Source organism: Pseudacidovorax intermedius (assembly GCF_001476815.1).
Taxonomy (GTDB): domain Bacteria; phylum Pseudomonadota; class Gammaproteobacteria; order Burkholderiales; family Burkholderiaceae_C; genus Xenophilus; species Xenophilus intermedius_A.
The window spans coordinates 24,156-41,752 of the sequence record NZ_LDSL01000076.1; the positions used below are offsets into that span (position 1 = coordinate 24,156).

General features: G+C 71.1%; 17 protein-coding genes. 12 read left to right on the plus strand and 5 right to left on the minus strand.

Annotated elements, in window-relative coordinates; genetic code table 11:
- Positions 1 to 53 precede the first annotated feature (53 nt).
- The gene (locus NS331_RS13320; RefSeq protein ID WP_242873735.1) at positions 54 to 773 is read right to left on the minus strand and encodes a hypothetical protein; all 720 of its coding nucleotides are present in this window, start codon (positions 771 to 773) and stop codon (positions 54 to 56) included.
- Positions 774 to 1,164: 391 nt separating this feature from the next.
- On the opposite strand from NS331_RS13320, the gene NS331_RS13325 reads away from it, so the two are divergent.
- From NS331_RS13325 to NS331_RS13345, 5 genes are all read left to right on the plus strand, one after another.
- Complete coding sequence (locus NS331_RS13325) at positions 1,165 to 2,868, plus strand: NAD(P)/FAD-dependent oxidoreductase (RefSeq protein ID WP_058642469.1); 1,704 nt, start codon at positions 1,165 to 1,167, stop codon at positions 2,866 to 2,868.
- Positions 2,865 to 3,419, plus strand: coding sequence for a VUT family protein (locus tag NS331_RS13330; RefSeq protein WP_058642470.1), 555 nt, complete (start codon positions 2,865 to 2,867; stop codon positions 3,417 to 3,419). The genes NS331_RS13325 and NS331_RS13330 overlap by 4 nt, the downstream gene beginning before the upstream one ends.
- A 55-nt stretch (positions 3,420 to 3,474) precedes the next feature.
- On the plus strand, positions 3,475 to 4,539 hold the full coding sequence (locus NS331_RS13335; RefSeq protein WP_058642471.1) for a ProQ/FINO family protein: 1,065 nt from the start codon (positions 3,475 to 3,477) through the stop codon (positions 4,537 to 4,539).
- Between the two features lie 76 nt (positions 4,540 to 4,615).
- Entirely contained in the window at positions 4,616 to 4,948 is a 333-nt protein-coding gene (locus NS331_RS13340) for a TA system antitoxin ParD family protein (RefSeq protein ID WP_058642472.1), read from the plus strand.
- Positions 4,949 to 4,952: 4 nt separating this feature from the next.
- Entirely contained in the window at positions 4,953 to 5,759 is an 807-nt protein-coding gene (locus NS331_RS13345) for a hypothetical protein (protein ID WP_058642473.1), read from the plus strand.
- 120 nt (positions 5,760 to 5,879) lie between these two features.
- Here NS331_RS13345 and htpX read toward each other — a convergent pair whose 3' ends face one another.
- From htpX to pyrC, 4 genes are read right to left on the minus strand one after another with little or no spacing between them, the layout of a single operon-like run.
- Positions 5,880 to 6,761 (minus strand): protease HtpX, encoded by an 882-nt coding sequence (htpX, locus tag NS331_RS13350; RefSeq protein ID WP_058642474.1) that lies wholly within the window; start codon positions 6,759 to 6,761, stop codon positions 5,880 to 5,882.
- Positions 6,758 to 7,603 carry a DUF3025 domain-containing protein gene (locus NS331_RS13355; RefSeq protein ID WP_082702447.1) on the minus strand — a complete coding sequence of 282 codons (846 nt, stop codon included), beginning with the start codon at positions 7,601 to 7,603 and terminating at the stop codon, positions 6,758 to 6,760. The genes htpX and NS331_RS13355 overlap by 4 nt, the downstream gene beginning before the upstream one ends.
- Positions 7,600 to 8,601: an NYN domain-containing protein gene (locus NS331_RS13360; protein WP_242873736.1), complete on the minus strand. Its 1,002-nt coding sequence runs from the start codon at positions 8,599 to 8,601 to the stop codon at positions 7,600 to 7,602. Before NS331_RS13360 ends, NS331_RS13355 begins: the two co-directional genes overlap by 4 nt.
- Positions 8,598 to 9,632 (minus strand): dihydroorotase, encoded by a 1,035-nt coding sequence (gene pyrC, locus NS331_RS13365; RefSeq protein ID WP_058642475.1) that lies wholly within the window; start codon positions 9,630 to 9,632, stop codon positions 8,598 to 8,600. The genes NS331_RS13360 and pyrC overlap by 4 nt, the downstream gene beginning before the upstream one ends.
- Before the next feature lie 77 nt (positions 9,633 to 9,709).
- Here pyrC and NS331_RS13370 point away from each other — a divergent pair, with 77 nt between their 5' ends.
- The 7 genes from NS331_RS13370 to NS331_RS13400 all read left to right on the plus strand — a co-directional run.
- A complete protein-coding gene (locus tag NS331_RS13370; RefSeq protein WP_058642484.1) occupies positions 9,710 to 10,531 on the plus strand; it encodes an IclR family transcriptional regulator in 822 nt (273 codons plus the stop codon).
- A gap of 272 nt (positions 10,532 to 10,803) precedes the next feature.
- Positions 10,804 to 12,474, plus strand: coding sequence for an ABC transporter substrate-binding protein (locus tag NS331_RS13375; protein ID WP_082702448.1), 1,671 nt, complete (start codon positions 10,804 to 10,806; stop codon positions 12,472 to 12,474).
- A 41-nt stretch (positions 12,475 to 12,515) separates the two neighbouring features.
- Positions 12,516 to 13,469 carry an ABC transporter permease gene (locus tag NS331_RS13380; RefSeq protein ID WP_058642476.1) on the plus strand — a complete coding sequence of 318 codons (954 nt, stop codon included), beginning with the start codon at positions 12,516 to 12,518 and terminating at the stop codon, positions 13,467 to 13,469.
- Between the two features lie 3 nt (positions 13,470 to 13,472).
- The gene (locus tag NS331_RS13385; RefSeq protein ID WP_058642477.1) at positions 13,473 to 14,366 is read left to right on the plus strand and encodes an ABC transporter permease; all 894 of its coding nucleotides are present in this window, start codon (positions 13,473 to 13,475) and stop codon (positions 14,364 to 14,366) included.
- Between the two features lie 5 nt (positions 14,367 to 14,371).
- On the plus strand, positions 14,372 to 15,400 hold the full coding sequence (locus tag NS331_RS13390; RefSeq protein WP_153012841.1) for an ABC transporter ATP-binding protein: 1,029 nt from the start codon (positions 14,372 to 14,374) through the stop codon (positions 15,398 to 15,400).
- Positions 15,397 to 16,431 carry an ABC transporter ATP-binding protein gene (locus NS331_RS13395; RefSeq protein ID WP_242873737.1) on the plus strand — a complete coding sequence of 345 codons (1,035 nt, stop codon included), beginning with the start codon at positions 15,397 to 15,399 and terminating at the stop codon, positions 16,429 to 16,431. The genes NS331_RS13390 and NS331_RS13395 overlap by 4 nt, the downstream gene beginning before the upstream one ends.
- Positions 16,432 to 16,447: 16 nt before the next feature.
- A partial coding sequence (locus tag NS331_RS13400; RefSeq protein ID WP_058642479.1) for an amidase occupies positions 16,448 to 17,597 on the plus strand: 1,150 nt, incomplete at its 3' end.

A 17,597-nucleotide genomic window follows, 5' to 3' on the forward strand; every position in this document is an offset into this window, starting at 1 on the left:
CCGACGGCCTGTCGGTCGCCCGGAGTGTCCCGGGCCAGGCATCTGCTGCCGAACTACCATCGCTTGTCGGCAAATGCCGCCAGGACCTGGGTGCAGTGCGCGACGGCCTGGCTGCGTGCCTCGCGCAACGCCTGCCAGTTCTGCGCACTCCAGGCGGTCCAGGTCAGCGGCTCCGACTCGTAGGCACACAGCATCGGCGGGCGCAGAAAGCCGGCCCGCCCCATCTCTGCCGCAAATCGCAGCCGGTACAGCCCGTCGTCGGTCGACAGGTTCTCGTACACGAGCTGCCAGGCGCGCGGATGCAGCGGCGTGTCCAGCGTGGTGGGCACCTCGCCCGCGGCCTGGATCTCCTCGGGCGTCGAGCCGTCGGTCCGGGCTTCGGCCTGCGCCTGAGCGGCGCGCTCGGTGTAGACGCGGGTGGCGATGACGCTGAGCGCGTCGCGCAGGTCGTCCATGCCCGGATTGACGGCGACCGGATCGTTGGCAAGTTCCGGAATCTCGTCGCCCAGCAGGTCGGTCTTGGAAAAGCCGGCGCCCGCGGCACCCACGCCCAGCGCCAGCAGCGCCACGTTCAGGGCCACCTGGCCCGCGACGTTGTTCATGGTGTTCTGGCGGCGCACCACATGCAGGCGCTCGATGCCCTGCTTCTGGCCGTCGCGGGCAAACACCACGCGCGTGACGATGCGCGGCGCGGCGGCGGCCGATGGCGTCGACGGCGCTGCGGCGGCCGGCACCGCCGCCGACGGGGCGGCGGCACCTGTGTCGACCGGCATCGCGGCTGAGCCGCCGACGGGTGGCGTTGTGGGTGGCGGCGGTGGCGGCGCCACGGCGCTGACGGGGTCTGCGACCGGTGCCAGCTGAGCGTGGCCGGGCAAGGCGCCTGACGACAGCGCCACGGCCACGGCGCAAGCCATGGCCCGGCACCGCCGGGGCGGGCGGATGGGTGAGTGCGGCATCTTCTTGTGTTTCCTCCCCGCGATGCGGGCGGCGGGATTGTGCGCACCGGAGCCCGCCTTTCCACGCGGCAGGCGCGCAATGCGTCACGCAAGTGCCGGAAAAATTTGCGGCGGCGCGGTCTGCCCGACGCCCCGCCGGCCCAGCCGCAATCGGCGACAATCGCGCCCTTCCTCTCCGCCCTGCCCGATCACCACGGGCCCCGCGCCGATGATCCGCCTTTCCGAACTCAAGCTTCCCCTCGACCCCGCGCCCGAGGCGCTGCCGGCCCTGATCGCCGCCACGCTGGGTGTCGCGCCCGCCGACATCGCCGCGCACACGGTGCACAAGCGCAGCTTCGATGCGCGCAAGGCCGAACTGCTCACCGTCTACATCGTGGACGTGGCAATGGCCGATCCGGCCACCGAGGCCGCGCTGCTGCAGCGCCACGCCAGGAATCCCCACATCCAGGCCGCGCCCGACATGCGCTACGTGGCGCCGGTGCGCGCGCCCGAGGGCGGGCTGCGGCCCGTCGTCGTGGGCTTCGGGCCCTGCGGCATCTTCGCGGCGCTGCTGCTGGCGCAGATGGGCTTCCGGCCCATCGTGCTGGAGCGCGGCAAGGCGGTGCGCGAGCGCACGCAGGACACCTGGGACCTGTGGCGGCGCAAGAACCTGCATCCCGAGTCGAACGTGCAGTTCGGGGAGGGCGGTGCGGGCACCTTCTCCGACGGCAAGCTCTACAGCCAGATCAAGGACCCGCGCCACCTCGGCCGCAAGGTGCTGAACGAGTTCGTGAAGGCCGGCGCGCCCGAGGACATCCTGTGGGAGGCGCATCCGCACATCGGCACCTTCCGGCTGGTGAAGATGGTCGAGACCATGCGCGCCGAGATCGTCGCGCTGGGTGGCGAGATCCGCTTCCAGCACCGCGTGACGGACCTGCTCGTCGAGGATGGCCGGGTGCGCGGCGTCACCGCCGTCGACCAGGCCAGCGGCCAGGTGCACGCGCTGCGTGCGGACCATGTGGTGATCGCCCTGGGCCACAGCGCGCGCGACACCTTCGGCATGCTGCACACCCGCGGTGCGCCCATCGAGGCCAAGCCCTTTTCCATCGGCTTCCGTGCCGAGCACCCGCAGGGCCTGATCGACCGCGCCCGATGGGGCCGGCATGCGGGCCATCCGGCGCTGGGCGCGGCCGAATACCGGCTGGTGCACCATGCCAACAACGGCCGCGCCGTCTACAGCTTCTGCATGTGCCCCGGCGGCACGGTGGTCGCGGCCACGAGCGAACCCGGCCGCGTGGTGACCAACGGCATGAGCCAGTACTCGCGCGCCGAACGCAATGCCAACTCGGGCATCGTGGTGGGCATCGAGCCGCGCGACTACCCGACCGATTACCAGCACCTGCCCGTCTCGGCCGAGCTGCAGGAGGCCGCGCGCGGCAAGCCGCATCCGCTGGCGGGCATCGAACTGCAGCGCCGGCTGGAGTCGCAGGCCTTCGTGCTCGGCGGCAGCGACTACTGCGCGCCGGCCCAGCTGCTGGGCGACTTCGTGGCCGGCCGACCGTCCACCGCGCTCGGCGAGGTGGTGCCCAGCTACAAGCCCGGCGTGCTGCCCGGCGACCTGCATGCCGCCCTGCCCGGCTATGCCATCGAGGCCATGCGCGAGGCCTTCCCGGCCTTTGCCCGCAAGCTGCCCGGCTACGACCTGCACGACGCCGTGCTGACCGGCGTGGAGACGCGCACCTCGTCCCCCATCCGCATCGCCCGTGACGGCGAGACGCTGCAATGCCCCGGCCTGGCCGGCCTGTACCCGGCCGGCGAAGGCGCGGGCTATGCGGGCGGCATCCTGTCGGCCGGCGTGGACGGCATCAAGGTGGCCGAGGCCGTGGCGCGGGCCATCGCGGCCGAGGCCGAGGCGCAGCGGGTGCCGGCATGAACGCGCACGACGCTGTTTCTCCGTGGCGCCGGCTCGCGCCGGCCGTCGCCGCCATGGCGGCCGTCGTGCTGGCCTCCAACGTGCTGGTGCAGTTTCCGATCAACGACTGGCTGACCTGGGGCGCCTTCACCTATCCGGCCGCGTTCCTGGTGAGCGAGGTGGTCAACCGCCTGCACGGCCCGGCCCTGGCCCGGCGCGTGGCCTGGGTCGGCTTCGCGGTGGCGGTGGCCATGTCGGCGCTGCTGGCGCCGCCGCGCATCGCCGCGGCCTCGGGCCTGGCCTTCATCGCCTCGCAGCTGCTGGACATCGGCGTCTTCCACCGCCTGCGGCGCGGACGCTGGTGGCGCGCACCGCTGGTCGCCACGCTGCTGGCCGCTGTGCTCGACACGGCCATCTTCTGGGGTGTGGCCTTCGCGGGCACGTCCGATCCGTGGCTCAGCTGGGCCGTTGGCGATCTGGCGGTCAAGCTGGCCGTCGGCGTCGGCATGCTGCTGCCCTTCCGGCTGCTGATCGCCCGCCACCTGGCGGGCGGCCTGCGCGCCTCCTTCTGAGTCTTTTCCATCCTCTTCTCCACGCCGGCCCTGGTGCAGGCGAATCGCGACCGATATGAACGACCACAACGACACGCCGTTGCACGACACGCCCGCGCCCACACCCGCCGCGCATTCGACAGCCGACGCCGGGCACCCCACTCCAACGTCTTCGCCGGCAGCGGCGTCGGCGACCGCCGGTGAGGCCCCTGTCGGCAGCGCCGATGCTTCGGCGAGCACGGACGGGACGGTCGCTGCCGCTCCGGCCGCGAAAGCCGGCGTCACGCGCGGCGAACGCGGCGAAAGTGGTCAAGATGGCGACCACGGCGAGCCCAGCGAGAGCGCCCACGGTGGCGAACGCGGCCAGCGCCGCCGCCGCGGAGGCCGTGGCAAGGGCGGCGGCGCCAGCACGCCCCCCGCCGACGGCGCCCAGTCCGAGCGCCAGCCGCAGGCGCACCGCCCGAACCAGAACCAACCCCAGAACAAGGGCCAGAACGCACCCCAGCGCCCCGCCGGCCGCAAGGTGCATCCGCTGCTCGAGACGCTGGCCGGCCTCTACCCCAACCTGTTCGGCGCCCGCTTCCTGCCGCTCAAGCGCGGCATCTTCGAGGACCTGCTGGCCCGCCATGCCGAGCTGCTGCCGGCCGACGAGCTGAAGGTGGCGCTGGGCCAGCATGCGCGCTCCACCCGCTACCTGGACGCCATCGCCAACCGCCAGCCGCGCCACGACCTGGACGGCCAGCCGGTGGAGGAACTGGCGCCCGACCACGTGCACCACGCCATCGTCGAGATCTTCAAGCGCCGCCAGGGCCGCACGCAGGACGACCTGCGCCCCCAACTGGTAGCCCGCCTGGCCGACGCCATCGGCGCCAGCGGGCTGGAGCGGCTGGACTACGTGCAGCAGGTGCGCGTGGCGCAGCCGGACGCCCTGGCCCTGATCGACGAGGCCTTCACCGAGCACGGCCGCCGCCTGGCCCGGCGCGAGGCGCTGCAGCGTGCCTTCGAGTCCAGCGGCCAGCCTACGGTCGAGGCCTTCGCCGCCATGTACGGCATGGACCTGGGCGAGGTACGCCGGGTGCTGGGCAAAAAGCCCAGGGCGGCGGAGGCGCCTTCACAGAGCGAAACGGCCAGCGAGGCCTGATCCCAGGGCAGCATGGCTGCCCAACCGAAGATCCGCGAGCTCGTGTCGATCAGGAATGCGTGGTAAGTTACCACGCATGCCCTCCAATTCCATCCGCGTCGAAGCGACGCTGTTCGAAGCTGCGCGCGCCGAGGGTGCGCTTCAGTCGCGCTCGACCGCCCAGCAGATCGAACATTGGGCGCGGCTCGGCGCCGCGCTCGAGTCGTGCGGCCTGACCGTCGGTCAGGCCGCCACGCTGTTGAGAACGTCCGGCGAGCGCGCCGGGGATATCGACCTGTGGACCTTCAAGCGCCAGCGGCAGCAGCAGGACGTGTCCGCCGCGGCCGCCGGCAAGGTGACGCAGGCGCAGCTCAGCTGGTTCTCTGGCGGCAAAGCCCGGGACCTCAAGCTCATCGGCTCACCCTACTGACCCCATGCCGACGGAGCCCGTTCTGCCGCCGGACGAAGCGCCGCTGGACGAAGCGTCGGTCGATCTGCTCTTGTCGAACATGGGGACCGACATGGTCTTGGTCGGCGGCCAGGCGCTGGGTTTCTGGATGAGCCGTTTCGGCATCGAGGCCGACGAGGGAATGGCTATCTCCAACGATGGTGATGCGCTCGGAAAGGCCGTCCGCGCGCAGGAACTGGCCAACGCCATCCACGCGCGCGTCGAACTGCCGTACGCGATGAGCCGCACCGCGATCGTCGCCCAACTCCGGTTGCCCGCGCCTGATGGCAAGGAGCGCAACGTCGATGTGCTGCACAAGCTGTACACCGTGGAGGGGCTGAGGAAGTCAACACTCTTCACGAAGCGCGTCCTCAGGAACAGTGTCGAGGTCGAATGGCGCGCTGGTCGGCGGATCAGGGTGATGGATCCCTTCGACGTTCTCGAATCGAGGGCCCACAACGCCGTCGGCCTGATTGGGGCCAAGGGACCGCACGTACTCACACAAGCCCGTTGGGCGATCCAGACGGCATCCGCCGCCCTGGAGCGACTTGCCGATGACCCCGCCTCGAAGGACCGCATCGGCCGCCGAGTTCAGGACATTTACACGTTGGCGCGCAGCCAGGTGGGACGCAGGCTGCTCAATGACCACCAGATCGAGCTGCTCGACGCCATCGACACCGACTCGCTCAGGCCACGGGCTCCGCAGCTCCAACAGCAACTCGACGCGGTCGACATGGCGCGCGCCAAGCGACGAAGCGGGAGGGCGTCCAATACCCCGCCGCACGGATCATGATCCCCGCGGGGTTCGTAGCGCCGCCGCGGGACAACGCCGCTGCCCGTGAAAAAGGCGCTCCGATGGGAGCGCCTTTTCGTGGAAAGGGCCGGGGGCCGTGCCACTCCGGCCCCTCGCGAGTCAACCCTGCTGCGAGGCCTGCAGCGCCGCGATGCGCTCTTCGATCGGCGGGTGCGTGGCGAACAGCTTGCCAATGCTGCCGGTGATGCCCATGGCCTCGACGGCCTTGGGCAGTTCGCCGGCGGGCAGGCCGCCCAGGCGGGCCAGGGCGTTGATCATGGGCTGCTTGCGGCCCATCAGCTTGGCGGCGCCAGCATCGGCACGGAACTCGCGCTGGCGCGAGAACCAGGCCACCACCATGGCGGCGGCGAAGCCGAGCACGATGTCCAGCACGATGGTCGTGACCATGTAGCCGATGCCCGGGCCGCTGTTCTCGCGGTCGTCGCCGCGGCGCAGGAAGCTGTCGACGAAGTAGCCGATCACGCGCGACAGGAACACGACGAAGGTGTTCATCACGCCCTGGATCAGGGTCATCGTCACCATGTCGCCGTTGGCCACGTGCGCCACCTCGTGGCCGATGACGGCCTCGACCTCGTCGCGCGTCATGTTCTGCAGCAGGCCGGTGGAGACGGCGACCAGCGACGAGTTCTTGAAGGCGCCGGTGGCGAAGGCATTGGGCTCGCCCTCGAAGATGCCGACCTCGGGCATGCCGATGCCGGCCTGGTCGGCGAACTTGCGCACGGTGGCGACGATCCAGGCCTCGTCGGGCGATTGGGGCTCGTTGATGATGCGCACGCCGGCGCTCATCTTGGCCATGGGCTTCGAGATGAGCAGCGAGATGATCGCGCCGCCGAAGCCCATGATGAGCGCGAAGCCGAGCAGCGCGCCGAGGTTGAGGCCGTTGGACGTCAGGTAGCGGTTGACGCCCAGCAGGCTGGCGACGACGCCGAGCACGGCGACCACCAGGACGTTCGTGAGCACGAACAGGAAGATGCGTTTCAAGTCGGTTTCTCCGTGGGAGGAAGGGACGCCGTGAAGATGGGGGCCCCCCGGCCCGCTTCAAGCATCACGGCATGCCGCACCGATGTAAGTTGTTCTGGGTCTGCAGTGCGGCGAGGTCGGAAGACCTCCGAGTCATCATAAAAGCAAAAGTTCGTGTTTCCGGGGTGCCAGCCGGGGACGCCGGCCACCGGCAGCGGGGTGAAGGGCTTGCGGGTCAGCCATTCGGCCGCCAGCGTGTCGGCCAGGTGCCCGTCGTCGGCGGGCAACGAGCGATCGCGCGTGTCGGGGCCGAGCAGCAGATGCGCCGTGGCCGACTTCTGGCCGGCCACCAGCTTTTCCATCAGCGCGTGGCCGAAGACGGTCAAGCGCGCCTCGGCCCACAGCGGGCGCAGCGCGACGAAGGCGCGGCGCCATTCGCGCGCCTGCAGGGCGGCCCAGAGGACCGGCGGCGCCTGCAGGATGGCGCCGTGCTCGTCGAACAGCGTGATGGCGTCGCGCAGCCGGCCGCGCACCGGGCCGATGCCGTGCGCGGCGATCTCGTCCACCTGCAGACGGCCGAGCTGGCGCTTGGCCCGCGGGAAGCCCAGCCAGACCAGGCCGTTGAAGAAATCGTGCAGGTTGTCGCGCGTCGGCACGGTGCCGGTGCGGTCGATGAAGCATTCGTAGGGCTCGCCGTCCGGCAGCGCCTCCTGCGGCACGAAGCCGGGCTGCGGCGGTGCGGCGAGCGACTGCAGCGCCGCATGCAGGCGCAGGCCGGCGGCGGCATGCGCGGCCGGCTCGCCCCAGCGCCGCCAGGGCGCGAGGCCGGGGTGCGCCCAGTCGATGGCCGCCGCCGCGTTCAACGGCCGGCCGCTCCCTTCCAGCGGATGCGATCGGGCTGGTGCAGCACCTGGAAGTCGGCGGGCAGCTTGTCGAAGAGCTTGATGGAGCTGGCGTTCTTGCCCAGCACGCGCGCGGCGCGCAGGGCCTGGGCCACGTCGTTGAGGGCCACCTCGGCGCCGCCGCGCAGGGCGGGCACGGCGGACAGGATGGCGTCGGCATCGACCAAGGCCTCCTGCCGTCCGGAAGCCGGCTTGGGGGCGACGTCCGGCGGCTCGGCCGGCGGCGCGGCGTCGACGGTGCGCTCGCCGCGGATGCCGGTGCTGCGCGTCTTCTTGGCCGCGGGGGACGGCTTCGCCTTCTTCCCGGCCGGCGCCGCCATCGGCGCGGGCGGCGATGCCGGTGCCGGCGATGGCACCGGTACAGGTGCCGTTGCCGGTGCAGGCACCGGCTCGGCGACCGCTGCGGCAGTGGGGCGGCGCGCCGCCTTCCGGGCGGCCGGCACCTTCTTCGCCGCAGCCTTGCGCGCGGCAGGCGGACGCGCCTGCGTGGCCGAGGGGCCGGGCGCGGCGGCCGCCTCGCCGCCCTTGTGGACCAGGTCGATGAAGTGGTCGTAGGCGGCCCGCGTCTCGTCGCCCGTCTTGCCCTGCTGGCCGATGCCGCACACGCGGCAGCCCTTCTCGCGCAGGCGCAGCACCAGCGGGGCGAAGTCCGAGTCGGAAGACACGAGGTACACCACCTGCGGCCGCTCGGCGATGGCGAGGTCCAGCGCATCCACGGCCAGCGCGATGTCGGTGCTGTTCTTGCCCGCCGCCAGGTTGACCAGCGGCCGCATGCCCAGGCGCTTGAACAGCCCCTGGTGGCGCAGCGCGACCTCGGGCGTGCAGTAGGCGCGGCGCACGTGCAGGTGGCCATGCTCGGCCAGCACGCGGCGCACGGCCTGTTCCATCACGTCGGCCGACACGTTGTCCGCGTCGACCAGCAGCATCACCTTGCCGCCATGCAGCGGGGACGTGCTCACACCAGTCTCCAGCCCAGCGCCTCGCCACCGCGCAGCGGCTTGAGCGTGGCCTCGCCGAAGGGCACGGTCTCGGGCAGCGTCCACGATTCGCGTCGAAGGGTGATCGTGCCGGTGTTGCGCGGCATGCCGTAGAAATCGGGGCCGTGGAAGCTGGCGAAGCCTTCCAGCCTGTCCAGGGCGCCCGCGTTGTCGAAGGCCTCGGCATACAGCTCGATGGCCGACAGGGCCGTGTAGCAGCCGGCGCAGCCGGTGGCGTGTTCCTTCAGATGTGCCGGGTGCGGCGCGCTGTCGGTGCCCAGGAAGAAGCGCGGGCTGCCGCTGGTGGCGGCCTGCACCAGCGCCTGGCGGTGTTCCTCACGCTTGAGCACCGGCAGGCAGTAGTAATGCGGGCGGATGCCGCCGGTGAAGATGGCGTTGCGGTTGTAGAGCAGGTGGTGCGCGGTGATGGTGGCGGCCGTGTAATCGCCGCCCTCGTCGCGCACGTAGTGCGCGCCCTCGCGCGTGGTCAGGTGCTCGAAGACGATGCGCAGTTCGGGGAAGTCGGCGCGCAGCGGCCGCAGCACGCGGTCGATGAAGACGGCCTCGCGGTCGAACAGGTCGATGGCCGGATCGGTCACCTCGCCGTGCACCAGCAGCAGCAGGCCATGCTTCTGCATGGCTTCGAGCGTGGCGTAGGTCTTGCGGATGTCGGTCACGCCGGCATCGCTGTTGGTGGTGGCGCCGGCCGGATAGAGCTTGAGCGCGCGCACGCCGGCGGCGGCGGCACGGGCGATTTCCTCGGGCGGCAGCTTGTCGGTGAGGTAGAGCGACATCACCGGCTCGAAGCGCTCGCCCTCGGGCACCGCGGCCAGGATGCGGTCGCGGTAGGCCATGGCCTGCTCGGCGGTGGTCACCGGCGGGCGCAGGTTGGGCATGATCAGCGCGCGGCCCATCTGGCGCGCGCTGTGCGGCACCACGTCGCGCAGGGCGGCGCCGTCGCGCACGTGCAGGTGCCAGTCATCGGGTCGGGTGATCGTGAGGGTGTCGGTCATGGCGCGGGATTGTCCCATCGACACCGGCACGGGCCTTGCCTCGCGCAGAATCGATGGCCGAATCCAATCACGCCAAGATGGCCCTGCCCGCCCGACGCAACCGCCCCGCTGCCGCTGCCCCTTCGGATGCGGAGCAGGCCGACCCGCTCTACAACCAGTCGCTCGAAAAGGGCCTGGCGGTACTGCGCAGCTTCGACGCTGCGCACCGCACCATGACACTGGCCGAGATCGCCGAGCGCACGGGCATGACCCGCGCCTCGGCCCAGCGCACGGTGCACACGCTGCAGGTGCTGGGCTACGTGGGCAAAGACGGCCAGACGCGGCGCTTCCGGCTGCTGGCGCGCAGCATGGACATCGGCTTCAACTACATCGCCAGCCATCCGCTGGTGCAGGCGGCCAACCCCTACCTGGCGCAGCTGGCCAGCGCCAGCGGCGAGACGGCCAGCCTGACGGAGCCGCTGGACTTCGACATGCTCTACGTGGCGCAGCGCATGACCACGCAGTTCATCCCGGTGCTGACGCCCGTGGGCATGCGCATTCCCATGTACTGCACCAGCAGCGGCCGCGCATGGATGAGCTGCCTGCCCGACGAGCAGGTGCGCGCGCTGCTGCAAGGCTCCACGCGCGTGGCCCGCACGCCGGCCACGCTGACCGGCATCGCCGCCATCCAGGCGCGTATCGCAGCCTGCCGCAAGCTGGGCTATGCGACCAACGACGAGGAACTGTTCCTCGGCGACATGGGCATCGCCGCGCCCATCGTGGACCGGCGCGGCCGGCCGCACGGCGCGGTGCACGTGTCGCCGCCCACCAGCCGCTGGACGCTGGAGGCGGCGCAGAAGAAGCTGGCGCCGATGGTGATCGAGTGTGCGCGAGCGATTGCGAGCGCGCTGCCGCATTGAGGGGCTGAGGGCGAGCCGCGCCAGGGCTTCGACAGGCTCAGCCCGAACGGGTGGGGGCGATGGGTTGCGCACCGGGGCTGCGTCGCCTGGCTGTCGCTCTTCTTGCACCCCTTCGCACCACGCCCGCCCACCACGCACCTGCCGCGGTGCGGCCGTGCACCTTGACGAAGAAATGTATCGACTATCGATACAAAAATAGCTATTGCCGATTCCAGCGGGCAGGCACGCGCTTTGCAATGCGCAAGCATCTCTCATCTTTCCGAGGCCGATCCATGTCCAGCCCCGCCCGCCCGTCCTTCCGTGTCTCCGCGCTGCGCGCCAGCGCGCTGGCCGCCGCCCTCGCCCTGGGCTTCGGCACCGCCCATGCGCAGGAGAAGGTGCTGCGCATCGCCATGACCGCCGCCGACATCCCGCGCACCTCGGGCCAGCCCGACCAGGGCTACGAAGGCAACCGCTTCACCGGCATCCCCATGTACGACAGCCTCACGCAGTGGGACCTGAGCTCGGCCACCAAGCCCAGCGTGGTGATCCCCGACCTGGCCGTGTCGTGGGCGGTGGACGCCAAGGACAAGACCAAGTGGCTCTTCAAGCTGCGCCCCGGCGTCAAGTTCCACGACGGCACGCCCTTCAACGCCGACGCCGTGGTGTGGAACGTGGGCAAGGTGCTCGACAAGGCCGCGCCGCAGTACGACCCGGCGCAGATCGGCGTCACCGCCTCGCGCATGCCCACGCTGCGCACCGCCCGCAAGGTCGACGACCTGACGGTGGAACTCACCACCAGCGAGCCGGATTCCTTCCTGCCCATCAACCTCACCAACCTGTTCATGGCCTCGCCGGCCCACTGGCAGAAGAAGTTCGACGCCGTGCCGGCCAGCGTGACCGACAAGGCCGAGCGCAGCAAGCAGGCCTGGACCGCCTTCGCCGCCGACCCCTCCGGCACGGGCCCCTTCAAGGCCTCGAAGTTCGTGCCGCGCGAACGGCTGGAGATGGTGAAGAACCCCGAGTACTGGGACGCCGCCCGCCGCCCGCAGATCGACCGCGTGGTGCTGCTGCCGCTGCCCGAGGCCAATTCGCGCACCGCCGCCCTGCTGTCGGGCCAGGTGGACTGGATCGAGGCGCCGGCACCCGATGCGCTGGCCACCATCAAGCAGCGCGGTTTCAAGGTCTACTCCAACCTGCAGCCGCACCTGTGGCCCTGGCAGTTCTCGCTGCTGCCCGATTCGCCCTTCAAGGACCTCAAGGTGCGCCAGGCCGCCAACCTGTGCCTCAACCGCGCCGCCCTCAAGGAACTGCTGGGCGGCATGATGGTCGAGGCCACCGGCATCGCGGAGCCGGGCGACCCGTGGCGCGGCAACCCCAGCTTCCAGATCAAGTACGACGTGCCGGCCGGCCAGAAGCTGATGCAGCAGGCCGGCTACTCGGCCGCCAAGCCGGCCAAGGTGAAGGTGCAGACGTCCGCCTCGGGCTCGGGCCAGATGCAGCCGCTGCCCATGAACGAGTTCATCCAGCAGAGCCTGAAGGACTGCTGGTTCGACGTCGACTTCGACGTCGTGGAGTGGAACACGCTGTTCTCCGGCTGGCGCCTGGGCGCCAAGGACCCCGGCGCGCACGGCGCCCATGCCACCAACGTGAGCGCCGCCACCATGGACCCCTTCTTCGCCATGGTGCGCTTCGTCAGCACCAAGGCCCAGCCGCCGGTGGCGCAGAACTGGGGCTACTACAGCGACCCCAAGACCGACGCGCTGGTCGAGAAGGCCCGCACCAGCTTCGACGACAAGTCGCGCGACGCCGCCCTGGCCGAGCTGCATGCCCGCGTGGTGGACGAGGCGCCCTTCCTCTTCGTCGCGCACGACGTGGGCCCGCGGGCCATCTCGCCCAAGGTGCAGAACGTCATTCAACCCAAGAGCTGGTTCATCGACATCGCCACGATGAAGATGCAGTGAAGGCCCCCTGTCGCTGCTGAAACGGCCTGAACGCCCGCGCCATGCTCGCCTACCTGCTCCGACGCATCCTCTACACCGTACCCATCATGCTGGGCGTGACGCTGGTGTGCTTCGCCCTGGTGCACATCGCACCGGGCGATCCGCTGGTGTCGGTGCTGCCGGCCGATGCCTCGGCCGAGCTGCAGGCGCAGCTGCGCACGGTCTACGGCTTCGACCGGCCGCTGCCCGAGCAGTTCGTGCGCTGGGTGTGGCGGGCGCTGCACGGCGACCTGGGCCTGTCCATCGGCACCAGCCGGCCGGTGGCGGGCGAGGTGCTGCGCGCCGTGGCCAACACGCTGCGCCTGGCGGTGCTGGCCACCGCCATCGGCTTCGTCCTCGGGTCGGTGTTCGGCTTCGTGGCCGGCTATTTCCGCAATTCGGTCATCGACCGCCTGGCCTCGCTGCTGTCGGTGCTGGGCGTGAGCACGCCGCACTACTGGCTGGGCATGGTGATGGTGATCGTGTTCTCGTCGCAGCTGATGTGGCTGCCCGCGACCGGTGCCGGCCCCGGCGGCTCGGACCAGTGGGCCTGGGACTGGGCGCACGTGCAGTTCATGCTGCTGCCGGCGCTGACCATGTCGGTCATTCCCATGGGCATCATCGCGCGCACCGTGCGGGCGCTGGTGGCCGAGCTGCTGGCACAGGAATTCATCGTCGGCCTCAAGGCCAAGGGACTGACGCAGTTCGGCGTCTTCCGCCACGTGGTCAAGAACGCGGCGCCCACGGCGCTGGCGGTCATGGGCCTGCAGCTGGGCTACCTGCTGGGCGGCTCGATCCTGATCGAGACGGTGTTCTCCTGGCCCGGCACGGGCTTCCTGCTCAACACCGCCATCTTCCAGCGCGACCTGCCGCTGCTGCAGGGCACGATCCTGGTGCTGGCGCTGTTCTTCGTGCTGCTCAACCTGGCGGTGGACGTGCTGCAGACGCTGCTCGACCCGCGCATTGCCCGGAGCTGATCGATGTCCGCGGTTCTTTCATCGCCCGCCGACGTTCAGCCGCTGCCGGCGCAGCGCACGCGCGGCTACTGGGCCTCGGTGGGCGCACGCTTCGTGCGCGATCCCGTGGCCATGGTCGCTGCCATCGTCGTGCTGCTGCTGGTGCTGATGGCCATCTTCGGCCCCTGGCTGGCGCCGGCCGACCCGTACCAGTCCTCGATGTTCAAGCGCCTCAAGCCGGTGGGCACGCCCGGCCTGCCGCTGGGCAGCGACGAGCTGGGCCGCGACCTGCTCTCGCGCCTGATCGTGGGCGCGCGGCTGTCGCTGTTCATGGGCATCGCGCCGGTGCTGTGCGCCTTCGTGGTCGGCTCGGGCATCGGCATCCTGGCCGGCTATGCGGGCGGGCTGACCAACACGGCCATCATGCGCACCATCGACGTGTTCTATGCCTTCCCCTCGGTGCTGCTGGCCATCGCGCTGTCGGGCACGCTGGGCGCGGGCATCGTCAATTCGCTGATCTCGCTGACCATCGTGTTCATCCCGCAGATCGCGCGGGTGGCCGAGGCCGTGACCACGCAGGTGCGCGGGCGCGACTACGTGGAGGCGGCACGCGCCTCGGGCGCCAGCGGCTTCACCATCGTGCGGGTGCACGTGCTGGGCAATGTGCTCGGGCCCATCTTCGTGTATGCCACCAGCCTGGTCGCGGTGTCGATGATCCTGGCCTCGGGCCTGTCCTTCCTGGGCCTGGGCGTGAAGCCGCCCGAGCCCGAGTGGGGCCTGATGCTCAACACGCTGCGCACCGCCATCTACACCCAGCCGCTGGTGGCGGCGCTGCCGGGCGTGATGATCTTCATCACCTCCATCGCCTTCAATCTGCTCTCCGACGGGCTGCGTTCCGCGATGGACAACAAGGCATGACGACGATGCACGACGACGACATCGGCGGCCCGGCGCAGCCGCTGCTCACCATCCGCGGGCTGCAGAAGCACTTCCCGCTCAAGAAAGACCTGCTGGGCCGCGCGGGCGGCGTAGTGCGCGCGGTGGACGGCGTGGACTTCGAGGTCCTCAAGGGCGAGACGCTGGGCGTGGTGGGCGAATCCGGCTGCGGCAAGAGCACCACGGCCCGGCTGCTGATGCACCTGATCGCGCCGACCGCCGGCGAGGTGGTGTTCGACGGCCGCGTGGTGGGCTCGCGCGACCTGCCGCTGAAGGACTTCCGCCGCCAGGTGCAGATGGTGTTCCAGGACAGCTATGCCTCGCTCAACCCGCGGCTCACCATCGAGGACTCGATCGCCTTCGGCCCGCAGGTGCACGGCGTGCGCCGGCGCGAGGCGGTGGAACGCGCCCGCGACCTGCTGGCCCGCGTGGGCCTGGAACCTTCGCGCTTTGCCGAGCGCTGGCCGCACGAGCTGTCGGGCGGGCAACGCCAGCGGGTCAACATCGCCCGCGCGCTGGCGCTGCAGCCACGGCTGGTGATCCTGGACGAGGCCGTCTCGGCGCTGGACAAATCGGTGGAGGCGCAGGTCATCAACCTGCTGCAGCAGCTCAAGGCCGAGTTCGGGCTGACCTACGTCTTCATCAGCCACGACCTGCACGTGGTGCGCTACATGAGCGACCGGGTGATGGTGATGTACCTGGGCCAGGTGGCCGAAGTCGGCCCCGCCGACGCGCTCTATGACGAGCCGGCGCATCCGTACACGCAGGCGCTGCTGTCCTCCATGCCGTCGATGGACCCGGACCACCGCACCGAGGAGGCGCCGCTGGCCGGCGATCCGCCCAACCCCATCGATCCGCCCTCGGGCTGCCGCTTCCATCCGCGCTGCGCCCATGCCGCGCCGGTGTGCAGCCAGCGGCCCCCCGTGCTGCTGCCGGTGGCGCCGCAGCGCGTGGCCCGCTGCCTGGTGCACGAGGCCGGCAGCGGCCATCCGCTGGCACCAGCCCTCGCTGCATGACCGACCCGACCGCCATGACCGACATGCCAGACACGCAGGCGCCCCTCGTCCGCCTGCACGACCTCAGCGTCACCTTCACCGGCGGCCGCAAGCCGGTGCAGGCCGTCAGCGGCGTCAGCCTGGAGGTGCGCCGCGGCGAGGTGGTGGCGCTGATCGGCGAATCGGGCTCCGGCAAGAGCGTCACCCTTCGCACGCTGCTGCGCCTGCATCCCGAGCGGCGCACGCGCATCGGCGGCCAGGTGCAGGTGGCGGGCCGCGACGTGCTGGCCATGACGGGCCGCGAACTGTCGGCCTACCGCGGCAAGGTGGCGTCGATGATCTTCCAGGAGCCGCTGCTGGCGCTGGACCCGGTCTACACCGTCGGCGCGCAGATCGTCGAATCGCTGCGCCGCCACGAGGGCCTGGACAAGGCGGTGGCCCATGCCCGCGCACTGGCCCTGTTCGAGCGCGTGCGCATTCCCAGCCCCGAGCGCCGGCTGGCGGCCTATCCGCACGAAATGTCCGGCGGCATGCGCCAGCGCGCCATGATCGCGCTGGCCCTGGCCTGCAACCCGCAGTTGCTGCTGGCCGACGAGCCCACCACCGCGCTCGACGCCACGGTGCAGATCCAGATCCTGCTGCTGCTGCGCGAGCTGCAGCGCGACCTGGGGCTGGCCGCCATCTTCGTCACCCACGACATCGGCGCCGCCGTCGAAGTGGCCGACCGCATCGCCGTGATGTATGCCGGCCGCATCGTGGAAGAGGGCACGGCGCGCGAGCTGATCCACCGGCCGCGCCATCCCTACACGATCGCCCTGCTGCGCAGCCGCGCCCACGGTGCCATGGACCGCGGCACGCCGCTGGGCACCATCGCCGGCGCACCGCCCGATCTGGCCGCTCTGCCGCCGGGCTGCGCCTTCGCGCCGCGCTGCGCATTGGCCACCGAGGCCTGCCTGGACGGCCAGCCGCGCGTCGTCCAGTTCGACCCGGGCCACCGCGCCCGCTGCAACCGCACCGACGAGACCGCCGGCCTCGCGCCCGCCCTCGCCTGACGCCTTGACGCATCCCATGCCCCTGCACGACCCCGCCCATGCCTTCGTCCCCTATCCCGACGCGCCGGTGCCGCATGCCGCCACCGGGCCGCTGTCAGGACTCACCTTCGGCGTGAAGGACCTGTTCGACGTCGCCGGCCATCCCACCGGCGGCGGCAGCCCGATCGTGCTGGCGATGTCCGGCATCAAGGCCCGCACCGCGCCCACGGTGCAAAAGCTGCTGGACGCTGGCGCCGCCTTCGCCGGCAAGACGGTGACCGACGAGCTGGCCTTCTCGATGAACGGCGACAACGCGCACTTCGGCGCGCCGATCAACGGTGCGGTGCCGGCGCGCATCAGCGGCGGCTCGTCCTCGGGCTCGGCCTCGGCCGTGTCCAACGGCCTGTGCGACTTCGCGCTGGGCACCGACACCGGCGGCTCCGTGCGCGCGCCGGCCAACCATTGCGGCCTGGTCGGCCTGCGGCCCACGCACGGCCGCGTCAGCCTTGAAGGCGCGCTGGACCTCGCGCCCAGCCTGGACACCTGCGGCTGGTTCGCCCGCGACATCGGCACCTTCGCCCGCGTGGCCGACGTGCTGCTCGGCGAGGACCCGGCGCCGCTGCCCGCCACGCCCCGCCTGCTGCGCCCCACCGACGTCTGGGCGCTGGCCACACCCGAGGCCGCCGACGCGCTGCAGCCCGCGCTGGCGCAGGTCGAGGCCGCTTTCGGCACCGCCGCGCCCATGCAGGCAGCGCTCGACGGCTTCGACGCCATGTACTGGCACTTCCGCCACATCCAGGGCCGCGAGGCCTGGATGACCGACGGCCCGCTGATCGAGCGCTACGCGCCGCCGCTGGGGCCGGGCGTGAAGGAGCGCTTCGCCTTCTCGCGCGCCGTGACCGATGCGCAGGTGGCCGAGGCGCAAGCCTTCCGCACCCGCTTCCGCGCGCACCTGTCCGCGCTGCTCGGCAGCGACGGCGTGCTGGTCATGCCCACCATGCCCGACATCGCGCCGCTGCGCAGCGACCCCGACACGGCGCTGGAGGACTACCGCAATCGGTCCATCCGCCTGCTGTGCCTGGCCGGGCTCGCGGGCTTTCCACAACTGTCGCTGCCGCTGGCCCAACGCGACGGCGCGCCGCTGGGCCTGTCTCTGCTGGGCCCTGCCGGCAGCGACAGTTGTGGAA

What these genes read in the sequence shown, in the direction of transcription:
- NS331_RS13345 (WP_058642473.1), top strand. Translation starts at nt 4,953, where the DNA reads ATGCCGACGGAGCCCGTTCTGCCGCCGGACGAAGCGCCGCTGGACGAA.
- NS331_RS13380 (WP_058642476.1), top strand. Translation starts at nt 12,516, where the DNA reads ATGCTCGCCTACCTGCTCCGACGCATCCTCTACACCGTACCCATCATG.
- NS331_RS13325 (WP_058642469.1), top strand. Translation starts at nt 1,165, where the DNA reads ATGATCCGCCTTTCCGAACTCAAGCTTCCCCTCGACCCCGCGCCCGAG.
- NS331_RS13370 (WP_058642484.1), top strand. Translation starts at nt 9,710, where the DNA reads ATGGCCCTGCCCGCCCGACGCAACCGCCCCGCTGCCGCTGCCCCTTCG.
- NS331_RS13330 (WP_058642470.1), top strand. Translation starts at nt 2,865, where the DNA reads ATGAACGCGCACGACGCTGTTTCTCCGTGGCGCCGGCTCGCGCCGGCC.
- NS331_RS13335 (WP_058642471.1), top strand. Translation starts at nt 3,475, where the DNA reads ATGAACGACCACAACGACACGCCGTTGCACGACACGCCCGCGCCCACA.
- NS331_RS13390 (WP_153012841.1), top strand. Translation starts at nt 14,372, where the DNA reads ATGCACGACGACGACATCGGCGGCCCGGCGCAGCCGCTGCTCACCATC.
- NS331_RS13340 (WP_058642472.1), top strand. Translation starts at nt 4,616, where the DNA reads ATGCCCTCCAATTCCATCCGCGTCGAAGCGACGCTGTTCGAAGCTGCG.
- NS331_RS13395 (WP_242873737.1), top strand. Translation starts at nt 15,397, where the DNA reads ATGACCGACCCGACCGCCATGACCGACATGCCAGACACGCAGGCGCCC.
- NS331_RS13320 (WP_242873735.1), bottom strand. Translation starts at nt 773, where the DNA reads ATGCCGGTCGACACAGGTGCCGCCGCCCCGTCGGCGGCGGTGCCGGCC.
- NS331_RS13385 (WP_058642477.1), top strand. Translation starts at nt 13,473, where the DNA reads ATGTCCGCGGTTCTTTCATCGCCCGCCGACGTTCAGCCGCTGCCGGCG.
- NS331_RS13375 (WP_082702448.1), top strand. Translation starts at nt 10,804, where the DNA reads ATGTCCAGCCCCGCCCGCCCGTCCTTCCGTGTCTCCGCGCTGCGCGCC.
- pyrC (WP_058642475.1), bottom strand. Translation starts at nt 9,632, where the DNA reads ATGACCGACACCCTCACGATCACCCGACCCGATGACTGGCACCTGCAC.